This window comes from Agarivorans sp. QJM3NY_33 (assembly GCF_050870865.2).
Classification (GTDB): Bacteria; Pseudomonadota; Gammaproteobacteria; order Enterobacterales; family Celerinatantimonadaceae; genus Agarivorans.
On the sequence record NZ_CP194039.2, the window covers coordinates 3,183,452 to 3,201,241 of the forward strand.

Here is a 17,790-nt window from a genome sequence, read left to right on the forward strand (position 1 = left end):
TACAGGCCTTGAGTGAGCATACACTCACTCAAGGCTTTGTTTGCGGATACTCGATGGATTGGCAATCGACAGGCCAGCTCAGAATGAAGCAAATTGATCAACAACTCCGTCCCCAACCCATTCCCCACATTCTCGCTCTCTATGCCACTCTTACTCACAAATTCTCACGATCGGGGAACTTATATCTGCAGCATTGCCATACCAATCAAGTTGGTGTTTCAATTTATCATGATGTGTTTAAATTCCTTTTCCCAGCTAATGCCGATGTGATTCAGTATATGATCCGCTGATTGCATAGAATAAATCTGCCGAGCACCAGGCATGAAGTGCTGTCACCAGTGGCTCTAATTACAACACACATAACGCGGTCGTGCTGATCCAGGCTAGCAAGAATGAACAGATAGTTAGCCTGGTATAAATAGGCATATACAAGCACTCATTTACCCGAGTCATTAGGCCGAACCGAGGCCTCTGTCATATGCACTGGAAACCCTTAAGGCAAAGACAAGATAATAACAACGCCCCCACAAAGTATTGAGCAAAAATAACTCACAACCAGAAAAATATCTCGTCCTCACTCGTAAAACCTTCAAGAAACCGACCCAAAAGCACTGAATAGGTGCGTTTATCGCCCCAAACTGGTGCAGAAACACCTGAAATGGGCGATACATCGATGCATCTTACTTGGCTGACGCTGTATTCATGAATGCTTATCACTTGGCATATAGATTGCTACTTATTGACTAGCCTTAGTTGTATATACATATATATAACTCACATCAAGCTTCGTCTTCGCGTCGCTAACAAATTGAATGTAAAATGGAGAGTGCAATGAGTCAGCTGGTCAAGTCGAGTACTTCACCAAGCTTGGTTTGGGCAAGATTGCTTGGACTAAGTAGTGTCGGTATCTTTATGTTTTTTATTCCAATCACGGTTGCTGGAAAACAAAGCATTCCTTTAGACCATATTGTCGCTTGGTTAAAAACAAGCCTTGGTGCTGGAACCGCTTGGTATGCGATGGCCATGATTTTGGCTGGTGCCATTTACCCCATCATCAGTAATGAATGGCGTAAAAGTTTCTCCAATAAAGTTTTTCTTGCGTTGAAATGGCTCGGTGTTATCGCAGCCATTCTCGCCATCAGTCAATCGGGGCCAGCGTTTTTACAAACTCCCGATATGCTGCCGTTTTTATTCAATAAGCTGGTCATATCGGTCGGTTTAATCGTACCAGTTGGATCAGTATTTCTCGCGTTTTTAGTCAGTTACGGTCTATTAGAAAGTATTGGCATCATTTTACAAAAATTAATGCAGCCAATTTGGCGCACGCCGGGGCGCTCTGCAATTGACGCGGTCGCCTCTTTTGTCGGCAGCTATTCCATCGGTTTACTGATCACCAACCGAGTCTACCTCTCGGGTCACTACTCGGCACGCGAAGCGGCGATTATCGCAACCGGCTTTTCAACGGTTTCTGCGACCTTTATGATTATCGTTGCAAAAACTTTAGATTTAATGGCGATTTGGAATCTTTACTTTTGGTTAACACTGTTGATTACTTTCATCGTCACCGCAATCACAGTCCGCCTCCCCCCATTAACAACAATCAATAACCACGCTAGCCATCGAGAGCCAAATTGCGAGCCAGGAAATAGACTCGCCAGCGCTCTTAAAAATGGCTTGGAAGTCGCAGAACACGCACCACCACTTGGTAAAAGTATTTTGGTCAATCTAAAAGATGGCTTACTGATGACGATTAGCATTTTGCCCTCAATTATGTCAGTCGGCTTAATCGGTTTATTGCTCGCCAAATACACGCCGCTGTTTGATTGGATTGGTTACCTGTTCTATCCGGTAATTTGGATATTTAATATCGATAATGCGATGGCGCTCTCTAAGGCCAGTGCCTCTGGGTTAGCCGAAATGTTTTTACCCGCTTTGTTGATGAAAGATGCCGATTTGGTTGCTCGCTTTTCAGCAGGAGTGGTTGCGATTTCATCCATCCTATTTTTCTCGGCATCCATCCCATGTATTCTTTCAACCAAAATCCCCTTAAGTGTTGCTAAATTAGTGGTGATTTGGTTTATTCGCACACTTTTAAGCTTGCTACTTGCGGTACCCACAGCACTCGTGCTTTTTAGTTAATCAATCACAAGCTCATAATCATTTGCTTATGAGCTTGTTCACCCTTGCTGACGACGGCGATTCCATCAGCCCCAAGCAAGCACTGACTATCTACGGCTTACCGTCTTGATATCACTAATCCAGACTTTTTGCTGTCTAGCAATCGCCTGCCAATCATAAAACTTAAGCTCAAAAACTTAAGCTCAAAAACTCAAGCTCAAAAACTAAGACATTCACGCACTCGCGCAGATGTTTCGCTTGCTATAATGCTGGCCTAAACCTTAACGCTTAAGCCATCATCCATGGACTTATTTTTACTCCTGACAGTCGTACTTGCCTGCCTGCTACTATGCTTTCCGCTGATCTTGCATCGGGTCTATCGCGCACCACGGATCATCGAACAATCGACCCCCGCAGCGCTGGGGATGAACTTCTCAGAGCAATGGCTCAGCAGCGTAAACGGTAAACAACTGTTTTCCTGGTTTCTGCCCGCCAACAACAGTCGATGTACTCTGGTCATCGTGCATGGTTGGGGGGCAAACGCCGAAATGATGCTACCACTGGCGCAACCCTTCTACGCTGCCGGAATGGATGTGCTACTTTATGATGCGCGCAATCATGGTCGCAGTGACCGAGACAGTTTTTCCTCACTGCCGCGCTTTGCTGAAGATCTTGGCTGCGCACTTGATTGGCTTCAACAGCGCTCCCCTGGCCATCAACTGGTGGTCCTAGGCCATTCGCTTGGCGCGGCGGCAGCTATTCTGAGTGCTTCCCGGCGCCATGACATCGATTTGGTAATAGGCCTGTCGGGCTTTGCACATCCCAACCTGCTAATGAAGCGCCATTTAGACAAACCCTGGTTGCCTCGCTTCATGCGTACGCAGATCTTAAACTACATTCAACATGTGATAGGATTTCGTTTCGAAGATATTGCCCCGATGAACCGAATCAGCGAGCTTCGCTGTCCAGTATTACTGGCCCACGGCACGGAAGATAAGGTGGTCCCGATCAGCGATATGCAACTGATTCAACAGAATGCTACAGACAAACAGTCGATGACAATTATGGCTGTTGAAGGGGCACAACATGACTCCATTGAACACTTCCACGATCAGTCCGACAAATTATTAGCCTTTATTCAGCAAAAACTTAGCATCACGCCTCTATCTTCAAAACATCGCGAGTGAACAGTAAGCCACTAGTCTTCCCCTAGAATAATCAAAGTACTGGCAGGTTCAGATGAAGCCAAGCTTGCTTCATCGTTGAACCCCAAGTGGTCAGTAGACACCAACTTTAACCACAAGCCATACTGGGTATGTCATTCCATTTTATGAGCAAATTGTGCTTACCAAATTTTGTCGAGGTCTTTGGCATATAACAAAATAGCCGCTTGGTATTCTTGAATGGATCCACTATTTGTGGTTGAAACCAAGAGCTCAAGCAGCAATGAAATGGCCTCCTTGTGGCGACCCACATTATACAAACACATGGCATAAAAAGGCTGAGCTTCAATTGACTCAGGATATTCATTCATAACTTGCTCAAAGTAAAGTAAAGCTTCGGCATAAGCACCGAGACTTCTATAAGTACTTGCGAGACCAAATAAGCAATCAAAGCATTCGGATGCAGAAAGTGGACCCAATAAGGCTAATTTATAATGCCGAATTGCCGCTTGTTCTTTGCCTTGATTGTCGTACGACCATGCAATTTGCAAGTGAGCTTTGGCCGCGAATGTCCGATCCTTAAGCAAACTTTCGAGCAAAGATCGAGATTCTTGGTACAGACCGTCCTTACGCAAAGCAATAGCCCGATTGATTACTGTTTCCATAAATACTTAAACACTTATAAGTTATCAAACAATGGCGCATAACAGACTCTGTTTGCGACCTTTGTTTTATACAAAAAGCCCCCTTACTACATACAATGCTGTAAGGGTGACAGCTTTAGCTAAATACAGGTTCATCATCATGTAATTTTAGCCACGCGGCTTTGTCGGTCGTGTACACTTGAATTTGCGGTGCCAGCGCTTCTGAATAGTGATCAATTGAGCCGAGAGGCAGCACAAAGTCTTCTGGGAAATGCTTACCATTAACCAAATATGCTGAACAACCGCAATTAGAACAAAATGCCTTACTGGATGACTCTGTGGCATTATATTTAGCGATATATTCATGACCTTTAATCACTTCGAACTGTGCCTGAGGCACAACAATCCATGTACTGTAATCAGAGCCCTGCAATTTCCGACAACTATTACAATGACATTTGACCACCGTTTTAATCGGTAATTCAAACGCCCATTGTACTGAATTACAATGACAACTACCGTTGATTTGACGCATTCAATACTCCAAAGTTTGTAAGCAGATATATTCAGGAAAAATACTTTCGAGAAGCGGTGATCAATTAAAGCACAAAACCACAATAGGGCAACGGCAAGAAGATCTCTCAATCTCAAACATCTTCGGTGGCCAATAAATCATATTCGCTTACCAGACAAACCTTCGGGACAAGATCGACGCATACAGTCCTGCAACCAGGCTAAAAACTGAGCCTCATCTTCTACAAGTTCATTGCGACAACTAAGTAAAATATAGTGATGCCCTGACAAGATAAAACCCAAAGGAGCAATTAAACGACCGCAAGCTAAATCATCGGCCACTAACGGATAAGAGCCCATTGCAGCCCCAAGACCATCTGCAGCAGCTTGCAAGCAAAAATAAAAATGTTCGAAGGTCTTTTCAAACGGATGTACTGGCAGTACATGGCAAGAGTGTTGTGACCAATCCTGCCATGCACTGGCTCTCGTTTCGGAGTGTAATAAAGTCATCTTGGTAAGATCTGCTTGAACTTTATCCCAGTAAGCCGCAGACATCACCGGCCCAACCCATTCCTCGACTAAGGGGTGAACACCATAATCTTCGGGGATATCAAAATCATCACGCCGGATCGCCATCGATAGGCCATTCTCATTTAAGGCAATAGCACCACCAGCGGTAGAGAGCCGGACATCAATCCCTGAGCTTTGGTGAAACTGCGATAGCCTCGGCATTAACCAACGCATGGTTAAGGTTGGCTCACAGGACACTTCAAGATGATGCTCATCCATATTAATCACTTGCTTGGCACCATTGTCAAGCGCATCAAACGCCACATCAGTATAGTGTTTCAGAACTTTTCCTTGCGCTGTTAGCTGCATTCGTCGCCCTTGCTTGATAAATAAAGGCTTTTGTAAATGCTGTTCCAACACTTTGATCTGTTTACTAATGGCACCATGGGTTAAGTAGAGTTTTTTAGCGGCTTCACTATAACTGCTCGACTGAGCGGCGATATGAAAAACATGAAACGCCTTTAAATGCCTCATGAGTGAGTATTTCTCACAGTTGTTGTGACGTATTTTCGATTATATATAAACTAAAAATAGATACAATAAATTCAAATCCTCAACCTATCAGGGAAGTTATGGAGTTTTTGAGTTTAGCAGTTTTTGGTTTTCTTATTGTTGTTAGTCCCGGTTCTGACTTTGTTTTAGTGCTTAAAAACAGCATGGCTAAGGGCCGAACTGCTGGCATGCTCACCGCGCTTGGCATAGCGCTCAGTATCTGCGTACATAGCAGCTATTCTATATTCGGGATTAGTCACCTAATCTCACAAAATATTTTTCTGTTTAACGCCATCAAATATATAGGCGCGCTCTATCTTATCTACTTGGGGATCTGTGGCTTATTCGCTTCAAAAACCCAAATCAGTGAGCAACATGTAAAACAACCCCATCAAACTGCTGGCAAATATGTGATGCAGGGGTTTTTATGTAACTTACTAAACCCAAAAACGATGCTGTTTTTTCTCAGTGTATTTAGCCAACTGCTCACTACAGACAACAGTACACTCGGCTTCGTTATCGTCTATGGCTTATACATTGCCCTGCTCCATGGGATTTGGTTTAGCTTGCTGTCGTTTGTTGTCACCAGCAAAGGGAGCTCAAATATTTTTCAACGCTTTGGGCAGCGGATCAATCAACTGTGCGGTGCTGGCTTAGTTTCTTTTGGCGCTGCACTGTTAGCCAGTAAACAGTTGTAACCGCATATTTTGGCAACAGGATAACAAAAAAATTTGTCTCATTTACTCTCTCGAGGGCGATTTGAATGCAAGCTAAAAACTTGAATAATCACCAGCAGTATCCACTGGGTGAGTCGAATATCGACCACCCAGTGCTACTTTATAAAGCAACAAAGTCAAATTATTTTCGCCGGATGCTGCAAGCAATCGGCTATTTTACGCCAAAAAGATCGGCCTTAATGATATACAAGTGGTTGTGATCAACCGTGTTGGCATCGAGATGTTTTTGTTCTAACTTCCCCTTCGTTGACCAAGTAGCGAAGTCATCATCATTCAGCACCCCCAGATGCTGTTGATCAATCACCCACAAGCCTTCCATCTTGTCGTGTGGATAGGCGACCGCTTGCACCATATCCACCACCAAGGTTTTCGTCACCGGCTTAATCCCATGTTCAGCCAGAGCATCCCAGCCATACTTTTCGCTGTATTGCTCCAGCGTTAAACCGTCAATCAGTAATCCAAGGCTGGGATCGCGGGTCACTGAAGCCGATAAAGGCACTTGAGAAAGCGGCGTCCCGCTGTGAAGATCGATGCGATACACTTGTTTCTGCACTTTGGGGTTGGCTTTACTAGCCCCCTTAGGCCCGCCCAGCAAAAAACCACCATCACGTTCTATCACTAGAAAATCATGGCTGGTCAAAGCCGCCAACTCAGAATTTGAGTTTTGTTTTTTCTGCTGACGATATAAATACTGTTCAGTTTTGCCATTAGCTAAGGCAATACTCACGATACGAGTCAAATCGCCTTTTTGTGCCGCTTTATCAGGATTTTTCATGGTGGACTGCATGATCCCCACCAAGGTGCTTTGGTCTGGCGTAATTGCTAAACCTTCCATACCTCGATTGGCACGTCGATGCTGAAACACCGCAGGCAAGTGGTAAGTCGCCCGCTTGTCGTTTTGAAACGCATTCATCCGTTCAAGTTCCACCCCATTGGCATCAAAATGAACCAGATGTGGGCCATATTCATCGCTCACCCAGAAAGTACCATCGCGCAAGGCTGCTAAACCTTCCCCATCTAAACCAAAATCATCCAGCTTAATTGGATTACGCTGCGCATCATAAGGCCGATTGTCATTCACCAACACTGGCTTGCCATTGGCATGATAAGGCGTTTCACCTGTCCCACCCAATGCCGAGCTATTGGGTAAACCTGAAATAAGGCTGCCATCTGGCCGTTTTAGCAAAATAGTTTTTAGGAGGCTGATCTCGCCATTCTCAGCCACTTCAAATAAGCCGATCCGCGGCGTGTAACTAGCCGTTGGAAAGCTCTTCCCTTTCCCGTAATCACCACTGTAATTCGCGTTCGGACCTCGGTCGGTCAGTGCGTAAAACTGATTCGCTTGATTTGGATTGCCGGTCATGGCCGAGCCAAAACCACCATTACGAATTTCCAAGGGTAAACTGGTTTTAGCGTCGATAAGATCATCTCGCAATACCGTGTAAGGCAGACGACTCCCCTGCTGAGGAAAACTATCTACAAAACCGGTCGCTGTAGTTGGCGCTGTAGTTGCTGAATGGGTACAAGCAACTAAAAGGCTCGCTGAAATGATTCCTGCTAAGCAGGCTTGATTGCTCATGGTCGTTCCCTTTACTGTTAAAACTGCCGTGTTTGGTGACTCTTTCCCTAGCCTAATCAACGGCTATGACATTTTAATGACCACTCAACGATGCCGTTGTGCGGAAACCTTTCGAAGCACCGCTGCTCTTGTTGTGACAAAAATACCTACCCAAGCTACAGCACGATAAAAATGGTTCATCAAAATCATCAAACTTTTGTATGAACTCACTCGGATAAAATTTGCATGAATGGAACCGCGAGTCCCATCAGCGCAAAAAAGACCGCAAAATGTGTGACCGCCAACCGCCAGAAAAGCAATGTGTGAGCTCAATCGTAGATCCGCTCCCAACAATGCAAGCCCCCTTCCCGCTGACGCTATTTGTTCCAATTCTCTTCGGCGTAAAGTCTGCCTCAAGTTCATTGCGACAGAGATAGAAGTCATGCTCAGTAAACAAACTCTTAGCCCCCAACAAGCCATCGCACATATCCAAGATGGGATGACGGTGATGGTTGGCGGGTTTATGACGGTTGGTACGCCAGAGAAGTTGATCGATGCCCTGGTAGAAAAAAATATCACCAATCTTACCGTTATTTGTAACGACGCAGGTCTACCAGACAAAGGCGTCGGCAAACTCATTAAAAATGGTCAAGTAAGTAAGTTAATTGCATCCCACATCGGCTTAAATCGAATTGCCGGTGAAAAAATGAATAGTGGAGAAATGCAGGTTGAGTTAATCCCACAAGGCACCTTAGCCGAGCAAATTCGCGCAGGGGGAGCTGGTCTTGGTGGAGTCTTAACCAAAACAGGGCTCAATACTCTGGTCGAAGACGCGAAACAACAAGTCACAGTGGCAGGTCAACGCTACCTAATTGAAGAACCACTTAAAGCAGATGTTTCACTAATTCGTACCCATCTGAGCGACCCATACGGCAACTCCAGCTTCAACAAAACCGCCGCCAATTTTAATCCTGTGATGGCAACCGCTGGCGAACTGGTTCTGGTAGAGCCTGAGCAAATCATCGATTACGACCATGTCGAACCAGCGTTATTTACCCTGCCGTCGGTTCTTGTCGATTTCATCGTGGAGTAAACAATATGTCAATTAAAAACCTTATCGCTAAACGCGTCGCTGAAGAACTCAATATTGGAGACCTGGTGAATCTTGGGATTGGCATGCCCACTCTGGTGGCAGATTTTGTGGCACCTGAAAAACACGTCATCTTTCAATCAGAGAATGGCATGGTCGGTCTGGATTCGACGGCTATAGCAGGGCAAGAAGACTGGGACCTCACAAATGCGGGCGGCCAAGCCGCGACGGCTTGCCACGGTGCGGCTTATTTTGATTCGAGCCTATCGTTTGCGCTGATCCGTGGAGGACACGTAGACGCAACCGTTCTTGGCGCCATGGAAGTCGACCGACATGGCAATCTCGCTAACTACATGATCCCCGGAAAAATGGTGGCCGGAATGGGCGGTGCAATGGATCTGGTGAACGGGGCCAAGAAAGTCATCATCATGATGACTCATTGCAATAAAAACGGTGAGCCCAAAATTCTTAATCAATGCACCCTGCCACTCACAGCAAGCCATTGTGTCGACCTCATCGTTACCGAACTAGCGGTGATTAAACCCACGAAAGCGGGCTTGTTACTACTAGAAATTGCCTATAACACCAGCGTTGAAGAAGTGATTCAAAAAACCGGAACCGAACTGGTGATCGCTGGATCTATCAAGCTATTTGGAGAAGAAAAATGAAGCTATCGCAATTGGAAACACTAAACCAATACCAACCGCCCAAGCATTTCAATGTGTCCTGTTTAAAAGTTCAGGGCGAAGACACAGGCCTCACAAAGTTCTGGCAAGGCTTGTCGACTTTTAAGGCCGATGGAGGAGCCGACTGGCAATACGGAGAAGGCACATTTGGCGCTGGCACCGAGAAAAGTTACTTCGTTATCGAGGGTCAAATTACCGTCGAAAATGAAGCTGGCCAGAGCTATGTAGTCAATCGTTTCGAATCCATTAGCTTGCAGCCAAATGAAAAACGAAAAATGTGGAATAGCAGCAATACCGATGCGGTGGTTTTAGTCACGGTCTCAGCATAAGTAAACGATTTAAATCAAATAACGAGGAAATAAAAATGGTGATGACATCAAGTTGGAGCGACGAATTCGCCCGTAAATGTTTTGACCTACAAGACAAAGTTGTGGTGATTACCGGCGGCAACGGCACCCTAGGGGCAGCCTATGCTCAGGCATTTGCACTACACGGTGCCAAAACAATCGTCACGGCACGTCGTATGGAAACTCTAGAAGAGACGGTGCGCAGTGTTGCTCAAGTGGGTGGGGAATGTACAGCGATTTGTGGCGATGTAACCAGTGTTGAGGCACAACAGGCAATTGTGAAACAAGTACATGAAACCTATGGCCGCATCGACATTCTGGTTAATAACGCTGGTATGGCCTTTCGTGCCCCGGCAGAAGAAATACCCGTCGACAAGTTTAACCAAGTATTAAACGTTAATGTCACTGGCACCTTAGTGCCCTGCCAAGTGTTTGGTCAATACTTCATGCAGCAAGGCCATGGCAAAATTGTGAATACCTCAAGTGTACGTGGATTCTGTGGCCACCCCGACGGTTATGCTGCCTATGCAGCATCCAAGGCAGCTGTTGATTCGCTGACCAAACAACTTGCTACCGAATGGGCAATCAAAGGCGCTAAACAAGACTTCTCCATCAATGTGAATGCAATAGCGCCCACCCTGATCAAATCACCACTCACCCAAGAAATTTGTGAAGATCCCGATCGCATCGCGCCATTTCTTGCTCGATTGCCTATGGGGCGTGTCGCCGAAACAAAAGACATGATCGGCTTGGTGTTATTCCTCTCTTCTGCTGGTGCGAATTTTATTAACGGCCAAATCATCTACGTCGATGGCGGCTGTACCGCAGGTTAAGCAATCAATAAGAGAAAACATAAATGAATAGTTTAGATATCAAAAACATCACCATTGTGGGTGGATCGGGAATGATGGGAGTGGGTATCGCTCAAATATTTTCCGGCGGTGGTCGTAACGTCACCATCAAAACCCGCAATGTTTCAAACTGTACCGCTATTGAGGATATGTCAGCTCAACTGGATATGTTTGTTCGCGAAGGCCTGCTCGATGAGAGCAAAAAAGATGGCATTCTCGATCGCGTATCAGTGACTGCTGATGCCATTGAAGCCTATGCAGATGCCGATTTAATCTTCGAATCGGTACCAGAGGTCATGGAAATCAAACATGCCACTTTTAAAGAGATGGAAGAGTACGCCAAGCCCGAATGTATTTTTGCCTCTGGCACCTCGGTCAAGTCAATCACCGAAATTGCCGCTGCCGTCGAAAAACGAGACCGGGTGATTGGTATGCACTTTTGGAATCCAGCGGTATTAATCCCACTGGTAGAGGTGATCCGTACTCAAGCAAGCCGCGATGATATTGTTAGTAGCGCGATGCATTTGTTGCAGGAGTGCGGTAAAGCCCCTGCCGAATGCAAAAAAGATGTTCCAGGATTTTTAGCCAATCGATTACAACACGCCCTATGGCGTGAAGCCTTCTACATGCTCGATCAAGGGATTGCCGATGCAAATACCATCGATGAGTGCATCAAAAATTCTTTCGGTTTTCGGCTGCCACAAATTGCACCGTTTGAAAACGCAGACATGGTCTCAACCAAACTCAGCTTGAATATTCACAACTATATCTTTGAACATCTGTATTCAGGACTTGAGCCAAGTACCAAGCTAAAGCAACTAGTTGCCGAAGGGAAACAAGGGTTCAAAACTGGAGAAGGCTTCCAGCACTGGAGCGAAGCCTCTGCTACAGAATCAAAGAATCGACTATTTCAATACCTGATTGATCAAACTAAATACAGACAACAAAACGCCTAATTTAACGGAGAAACAAGATGTCCAACCATAACTTTTTTAAGGGTAAAACCATTGTTGATTTGTCTCACCCAATTGGCAACCAATCACCACAGTGGCCTTATTTTCCTCAGCCAGAAGTCTCTCGAGCACACGGCTTGGCAAAATCAGGGGTTCTGACCCAGTATTTTAAAATGCCAATGCACTGCGGTACCCACGCAGACTCCCCCCGTCATGTGATTGAAACTGAGTTTGATGGTCGGCGAGCTCGCTATACCCATGAAATGGAACTCAGTGCCTATTGCGGCGACGCCGTATGCCTGGACCTTTCTCACCTTGAGCAATGGACCCTAATCAAAGCCGAACATCTAGATGAAGCATTGGCTAAGACCGGCGTCACGCATCAAGAGCTACAAGGAATGATTGTCATCATATATACCGGCATGGCTCAGAAATGGGACGACAGCAAACAATACTACCATTATGCCACTGGCGTCGGTGCATCAGTGGGCCACTGGTGTGTACGCCACGACATTAAAGCGCTGGGAGTTGACCAACAAGCCCTTGACCACCCACTGCATACCTCTATTGCAGAGAAGTGCGCCGGACATCTTTCAATGAATCTGGAAGGCTATTCCGGTTTACCACTCAAAGAAGAATATATTGCCAAATTTGGAATTGAGGAATACGCCCACTTTGATCGTGAGCTGTATAAAGAAATCCATGGCGAAGCTGCATACCAAGATCTGTATGGCTTAGTTGAATCGAAAGGCCTGTGCAACGGTGTATGGGAGCCCTGCCATAAATTATTACTAGGCAACGGTAAAGTTGGCTGGGAAAACGTTGGCGGTAATGTGGCAAAAATTGCAGGCAAACGCTGCACCATTATTGGCACACCGTTAAACCTTTACTGCGGTGACGGTTCGATGACTCGCCTGATGGCCATCATTGATGACAACCAAGTCAATCCAGTTGCCGATCGTGTCTATCCATTTGGCGATCACTAATATCGAGTTTGATCCCTCTGCTCAGGGGATGAGCAATGTGCTCTTGCCTAGAGTGAGGTAGCAGCGGGATCTTTTTTTGAGGTTACAAATATGAAAGATGTAGTCATTGTAAGTGCCAAACGCACTGCAATTGGTAGCTATCTCGGTGCATTTGTGAATGTATCGGCGATAGAACTTGGCACTGTCGCAGTCAAAGCGGCGATTGAAGCGGCAGGCATTCGACCTGAGCAAGTTGACCATGTGGTTTTAGGAAATGTGCTTTCTGCAGGCCTAGGACAAAATCCGGCTCGGCAAGTCGCCAAATTAGCTGGGATCCCCGATGAAAAAACTGCCAGTCTCGTGTCAATGGTCTGTGGTTCGGGTTTAAAAGCAGTGATGGAAGCAGCCAATCAAATTCGTACTGGTGAGGTCGATATAGTGGTTGCTGGTGGAATGGAGTCGATGTCGAATGCTGGTCACTTATTGCAATCCCATCGTATCGGCATCAAAGCGGGCCATGCAAAGTTAACCGATACCATGCTGTGTGATGGTTTAACCGACGCATTTGGCGGATTCCATATGGGCATCACTGCCGAGAACCTTGCCAAACAGTACGATATCTCACGTGCAGAGCAAGACCGCTTCGCCCTTCAGTCGCAAAACCGAGCAGAAGCGGCGATCACATCGGGACGATTTAAAGATGAAATCGCCCCAGTCGTGATCTCTTCACGTAAAGGCGATGTGGTGGTTGATAACGATGAATTTCCACGCTTTGATTCAAGCTTAGGCAGTATTTCGAAACCGAAACCGGCCTTTATCAAAGACGGTTCCGGTACGGTTACCGCTGCAAATTCCTCGGGCTTAAACGATGGCGCAGCGGCATTAGTTCTGATGAGTAAGCAAAAAGCAGCTGAACTAAAACTACAACCTTTGGTTGAAATTGTCGCCCAAGCTTCTGCCGGTGTCGATCCTCAAACCATGGGGTATGCCCCTGTTCCTGCGAGTTCAAAAGCGCTACAAAACGCGGGTTTAAACATTCGCGACATCCAATTAGTCGAAGCAAATGAGGCCTTCGCCTCCCAAGCGCTCGCCGTAACAAGAGGTCTTGATCTTGATCCAAGCATCACCAACGTCAACGGTGGTGCCATCGCACTTGGCCATCCAATTGGTGCTTCAGGTGCTCGCATCTTGGTAACGCTGGTCAATGAACTGGTCAAGCGTAAACAAGAGCATGGCCTTGCCACCTTATGTATCGGCGGTGGCCAGGGAGTTGCCGTTATTGTGAAACGACCTAACTAACACTCACTTCTCCACACCCAAAACAAGGTATACGAAATAGACAACATTGCTTGTTTGCTTCAGTGCACCTTGAATTTGGGTCAGGAGGACAAAATGAAGGGAAATTTAATCATGAGTTTACAAAACAAAAGAATATTAACCGTCGCGTGTACTGGTGCATGGCCGAAGAAAGAGATGTTTCCTGACGTCCCTGTGACACCACGTGAACAAGCCGACGAGATCATCGCTTGCCATGCTGCAGGGGCATCTATTGCGCATATTCATGTGCGTGATACACAGCAAAATGCATCGATGGATATCAATGCGTTTCGTGAAACCGTTCAATATATCCGAGAAGCTAAATGCGACATCGTCATCAACTTGACCACATCTGGAGGGCTGGGTCTTGAAGATGAAGTGCGTATGCTACCTTTCCAGGAATTACGCCCTGAAATCGCCACCTTTGATGCGGGTACCATGAATTGGGCTCACAGCTGTATTTTTGAAAATAATCCGGTTTTTCTAGGTAAACTCGCACAACAAATGCCTTTAGTTCAGGTCACCCCTGAAATAGAAATTTTCGACATTGGCATGATCCATAACGTGTTGTTTTATCGCAACAGCATCAACAAACAAAACCAAAAAGCCCAACAGGAAGGTCAACCGGAAGTACACAACCCATTTTTAACACCTCACTTTCAATTTGTGCTCGGAGCGCCTGGTGGCTCACCTGCCGAAGTGCACATCTTACTGCAAATGCTCGATGAAGTACGTCGTCACTGGGGAAGCAACTTCACTTGGGGCGGATTAGGTATTGGACGAGGCCATTTGCCAATTATCAACGCTTGTATTGCACTTGGCGGTCACATACGAGTCGGTATGGAAGACAACGTGTACTACCGTAAAGGCCAATTGGCAAAATCGAATGTTGAATTTGTTGAGCGCACTCAGCGCATGCTTGCCTGTAACGACTTACAAATTGCGACTCCTGATGAAGCGCGACAGATCCTTAAGTTAAACAAAGCTAACTTCCCAAGCTGGAAAAACTATTCGTCTTAAGTCACTCGATTTATACGATGCCTATTGGGGAGGTATTTTAATTAAACTCCCCATTTTTAGAGCTAGAGCTCAATAATGAACATGGATGATTAAGTACAACAGTTAAGTTCAATAAGATACGTCTAACCATTTAATAACTCGAGAACATTATGTTAGATGAAAACTTTAAAAAAGGCTGCACACACAACCAAGCAAATAACATTGACCCACAACAACTTGTAAGAATGTTATTTTTTATTGAACTGATAAATGCTGGTTCCATCACCAAAGCAGCTGAAACACTAAATATATCAACCAGTACCGGTTCGCGTTGGTTGAATGACTTAGAATTAGATCTAGGCATTAGTTTATACCAACGAAATAATCCCAATGAACGATTAACCGAAGCCGGCAATTTTCTATACAGTAAATTTTCTGAAATTACCGATGATATTAATTTAATGATCAACGAACTAACCCATTTCACCACCGAAACACGAGGCAATATACGTGTCTGTTGTACCCCAATTTATGCTGAAAATGTGGTGATGCCAATCGTCAGCGAATTTTTGGAAGATAACCCTTTGGTGAATGTGCAACTCACCGTCACGCCCCGCGGCATGGAACATTACAAAGATCACGATTTTATTATTTCGGCCATATCAGGCAACGCCAAAAGCAAAGATGCCGATCTTCTATTAGTTCGGCGAAACTTACTCACTCAAAAATTTATTACGGTAGCCTCGCCAGAGTATATTCGAAAAAATGGAGAACCATTGGTTCTTGACGAATTAAGAAATCACCGTTGCCTTTATTCTAAAGCACTGCAAAACCAAAACATTTGGATCTATAAAGACAATAATGAGGCGGTTCCAATAAAACTAGAAAAATATGTCGAATTGTCTGACGCAAAAATGATGCTGTCGGCCTGTCTACGCTCATCTGGGATTACCTACCTTCCCGAATTCATCGTCACCAGACACATTAATGAAGGACGCTTAGTTCGTTTACTCCCCGATTATGACACAGATGATTGGTTTTTAAACATTTATTATTTACCACAACGATTCATGACCCATTCAACTAAGTTATTTAAAGACTTCCTACTCTCTAGAAACAGAGAAAAAATAAATGAAATGAAGTAGCGATCGCCACCCATGAAAAAACAATTCCCATGGATGAAATAAAACAATTTTATAAAAGTGATCATCTTAAAAAACTATTTATACGAATAGTTGATAATAAAAAAAACATTATAAACGTGAAACAAGGGGTAAGAAATGAATACCGTTTTAATCATGGTAATAATCTACAATGTGGTCGTTATCGGTGGCATAGGATTATACCTGAATAAACAAGAAAGACAGTCTGGTGTGGTAATGGATATGGCAAACGGCGGACGAGATGCAAATCTTGCAATGTTTTCTATAACCTTGGCCATTACTTACTTGGGCTCGGCGCATGTCTACGGTTTAATGGAAATGTCGTTTAGCGTTGGGGCTGTAGCGCTGTGGTTCAGCTTTGCGCACACCATTCTGATGTGTGTAATCTGCCTTGGCACTGGCCGCTGGGTGCGTCGCCTAGGCTGCTCTACCATTCCCGAACTGATTGGTACCATGTACGGCAAACAACTACGAACGATTACCGCTTGTGTTGGAGCAATGGTGGTGTTTGGTTTGGTGACCTTAGAAACACAAACAATGGGCATAGGTATTTCCGCCATTAGTGGTTGGTCTCTCGGCTGGTCGGCGGTTGTTGGTGCGGCAATTGGCACAGCGTATGTGATGATGGGTGGCATCAAACAAACCATGTGGGTGAACTTAGTCAATGCGGTGATCATGTATGGCTCAATCATCTTAGCTGGCTGTTACCTTACATTTGCCCTTCCTGGGGGGTGGGAAGGCGTACAGCAATACTATGTAGAACACGGTGAAACATTTAAATTAAGCATCTTTGCGACCCCCGATCTATTGTTTGGCTTTGCTTTAGCCGCGATTTTCTCTGTGGTTTTCGCTCAATCGGTTAATCAGCAAGGGATGGCAGCGGCGATGTCGGCCAAAGATGAGCGTACCATTCGTCGCTCATTATGGATAGCCGCCCCCATTAACGGGTTATTTGGGGTGTTCCCTGTATTATGCGGTTTAGCTGCAGCCACCATTCCAGAGTTTTCCGAATTAGGACCTAAACTTGCGGGGGCAACCATGGTGGTAAAGTTACTGCCAACGTGGTTAGTGGTATTAGTACAAGCAGGATTTTTAGGAGCCTTATTATCCACCTTTGCCATGTCTGCGCTCGCACCCGCAACTATTTTTGCCAAAGATATTGTTGGTGCCAATAGTAAAAAACCACTGAGCCCGTTAAAAGAAAAGCAGATGATCCAAGCTATCATCCTGATTATTGGAATCATTTCTGCTGGACTCACTTTATTCAACCAACCCAATGTGATTAAGGCGATTACTTGGTTATTTGCTTGGTTAGTCCCGTTATTCTTTATTATCTTGGCCGGTTTGTTTTGGAAACGTAATGCTTCTGCAGCCTTTACCGTTGTCGTATGGTCTTGGGCGGTTAACTGCGCATGGTCTATTACACCGCTAAAAAACGCCATTGTTGAACTCTTCCCAGCAATGGGCGTTCTCGAAAATGCTCACCTGGTAGCCATTGTTGCCTCACTAAGCACCCTGATTTTATTTGGTTTAGTCAAACACAGCGACAAACCGCTCTTTGCCAAATCTGATGTCCCTACGATTATCGAAGGAGAAGTACTATGAATATCGCCACCACACTGAC

General features: G+C 45.3%; 18 protein-coding genes. 14 read left to right on the top strand and 4 right to left on the bottom strand.

The annotated features are described in order from the left end of the window. Nucleotides 1-8 precede the first annotated feature (8 nt). The 3 genes from ACRRSY_RS14300 to ACRRSY_RS14310 all read left to right on the top strand — a co-directional run bounded on the left by ACRRSY_RS14300 (nt 9) and on the right by ACRRSY_RS14310 (nt 3,305). Nucleotides 9-290, top strand: a complete 282-nt coding sequence (locus ACRRSY_RS14300; protein WP_432463524.1) for a hypothetical protein — start codon at nt 9-11, stop codon at nt 288-290. 541 nt (nt 291-831) lie between these two features. Continuing rightward, complete coding sequence (locus tag ACRRSY_RS14305; protein ID WP_432463526.1) at nt 832-2,139, top strand: YjiH family protein; 1,308 nt, start codon at nt 832-834, stop codon at nt 2,137-2,139. A gap of 281 nt (nt 2,140-2,420) precedes the next feature. Next, nucleotides 2,421-3,305 carry an alpha/beta hydrolase gene (locus tag ACRRSY_RS14310; RefSeq protein ID WP_432463527.1) on the top strand — a complete coding sequence of 295 codons (885 nt, stop codon included), beginning with the start codon at nt 2,421-2,423 and terminating at the stop codon, nt 3,303-3,305. Between the two features lie 158 nt (nt 3,306-3,463). Here ACRRSY_RS14310 and ACRRSY_RS14315 read toward each other — a convergent pair whose 3' ends face one another. The 3 genes from ACRRSY_RS14315 to ACRRSY_RS14325 all read right to left on the bottom strand — a co-directional run bounded on the left by ACRRSY_RS14315 (nt 3,464) and on the right by ACRRSY_RS14325 (nt 5,482). Then, nucleotides 3,464-3,946, bottom strand: coding sequence for a tetratricopeptide repeat protein (locus ACRRSY_RS14315; protein WP_432452556.1), 483 nt, complete (start codon nt 3,944-3,946; stop codon nt 3,464-3,466). A 115-nt stretch (nt 3,947-4,061) separates the two neighbouring features. Then, nucleotides 4,062-4,460, bottom strand: a complete 399-nt coding sequence (locus tag ACRRSY_RS14320; RefSeq protein ID WP_432452555.1) for a GFA family protein — start codon at nt 4,458-4,460, stop codon at nt 4,062-4,064. 137 nt (nt 4,461-4,597) lie between these two features. After that, nucleotides 4,598-5,482, bottom strand: a complete 885-nt coding sequence (locus ACRRSY_RS14325; protein ID WP_432463528.1) for a LysR family transcriptional regulator — start codon at nt 5,480-5,482, stop codon at nt 4,598-4,600. Between the two features lie 98 nt (nt 5,483-5,580). Between ACRRSY_RS14325 and ACRRSY_RS14330 the strand changes: the two genes are divergently transcribed. Beyond that, nucleotides 5,581-6,198: a LysE family translocator gene (locus ACRRSY_RS14330; protein ID WP_432463529.1), complete on the top strand. Its 618-nt coding sequence runs from the start codon at nt 5,581-5,583 to the stop codon at nt 6,196-6,198. A gap of 190 nt (nt 6,199-6,388) precedes the next feature. Here ACRRSY_RS14330 and ACRRSY_RS14335 read toward each other — a convergent pair whose 3' ends face one another. Next, the gene (locus ACRRSY_RS14335) at nt 6,389-7,816 is read right to left on the bottom strand and encodes an esterase-like activity of phytase family protein (RefSeq protein ID WP_432463530.1); all 1,428 of its coding nucleotides are present in this window, start codon (nt 7,814-7,816) and stop codon (nt 6,389-6,391) included. A 421-nt stretch (nt 7,817-8,237) separates the two neighbouring features. Here ACRRSY_RS14335 and ACRRSY_RS14340 point away from each other — a divergent pair, with 421 nt between their 5' ends. From ACRRSY_RS14340 to ACRRSY_RS14385, 10 genes are all read left to right on the top strand, one after another. After that, complete coding sequence (locus tag ACRRSY_RS14340) at nt 8,238-8,888, top strand: CoA transferase subunit A (RefSeq protein WP_432452551.1); 651 nt, start codon at nt 8,238-8,240, stop codon at nt 8,886-8,888. 5 nt (nt 8,889-8,893) lie between these two features. After that, complete coding sequence (locus ACRRSY_RS14345; protein WP_432452550.1) at nt 8,894-9,553, top strand: 3-oxoacid CoA-transferase subunit B; 660 nt, start codon at nt 8,894-8,896, stop codon at nt 9,551-9,553. Beyond that, the gene (locus ACRRSY_RS14350; protein WP_432452549.1) at nt 9,550-9,900 is read left to right on the top strand and encodes a cupin domain-containing protein; all 351 of its coding nucleotides are present in this window, start codon (nt 9,550-9,552) and stop codon (nt 9,898-9,900) included. Before ACRRSY_RS14345 ends, ACRRSY_RS14350 begins: the two co-directional genes overlap by 4 nt. A 35-nt stretch (nt 9,901-9,935) precedes the next feature. Next, a complete protein-coding gene (locus ACRRSY_RS14355; RefSeq protein WP_432452548.1) occupies nt 9,936-10,751 on the top strand; it encodes an SDR family NAD(P)-dependent oxidoreductase in 816 nt (271 codons plus the stop codon). 23 nt (nt 10,752-10,774) lie between these two features. Continuing rightward, entirely contained in the window at nt 10,775-11,725 is a 951-nt protein-coding gene (locus tag ACRRSY_RS14360; protein ID WP_432463531.1) for a 3-hydroxyacyl-CoA dehydrogenase family protein, read from the top strand. 17 nt (nt 11,726-11,742) lie between these two features. Then, nucleotides 11,743-12,708 (top strand): cyclase family protein, encoded by a 966-nt coding sequence (locus tag ACRRSY_RS14365; protein WP_432452546.1) that lies wholly within the window; start codon nt 11,743-11,745, stop codon nt 12,706-12,708. Nucleotides 12,709-12,798: 90 nt separating this feature from the next. Further along, nucleotides 12,799-13,986 carry an acetyl-CoA C-acetyltransferase gene (locus tag ACRRSY_RS14370; RefSeq protein WP_432452545.1) on the top strand — a complete coding sequence of 396 codons (1,188 nt, stop codon included), beginning with the start codon at nt 12,799-12,801 and terminating at the stop codon, nt 13,984-13,986. Between the two features lie 93 nt (nt 13,987-14,079). Next, the gene (locus tag ACRRSY_RS14375; protein WP_432452544.1) at nt 14,080-15,024 is read left to right on the top strand and encodes a 3-keto-5-aminohexanoate cleavage protein; all 945 of its coding nucleotides are present in this window, start codon (nt 14,080-14,082) and stop codon (nt 15,022-15,024) included. A 149-nt stretch (nt 15,025-15,173) separates the two neighbouring features. Next, nucleotides 15,174-16,148 (top strand): LysR family transcriptional regulator, encoded by a 975-nt coding sequence (locus tag ACRRSY_RS14380; protein ID WP_432463532.1) that lies wholly within the window; start codon nt 15,174-15,176, stop codon nt 16,146-16,148. Nucleotides 16,149-16,283: 135 nt separating this feature from the next. Continuing rightward, entirely contained in the window at nt 16,284-17,771 is a 1,488-nt protein-coding gene (locus tag ACRRSY_RS14385) for a sodium:solute symporter family protein (RefSeq protein ID WP_432452542.1), read from the top strand. Nucleotides 17,772-17,790: the final 19 nt, after the last annotated feature.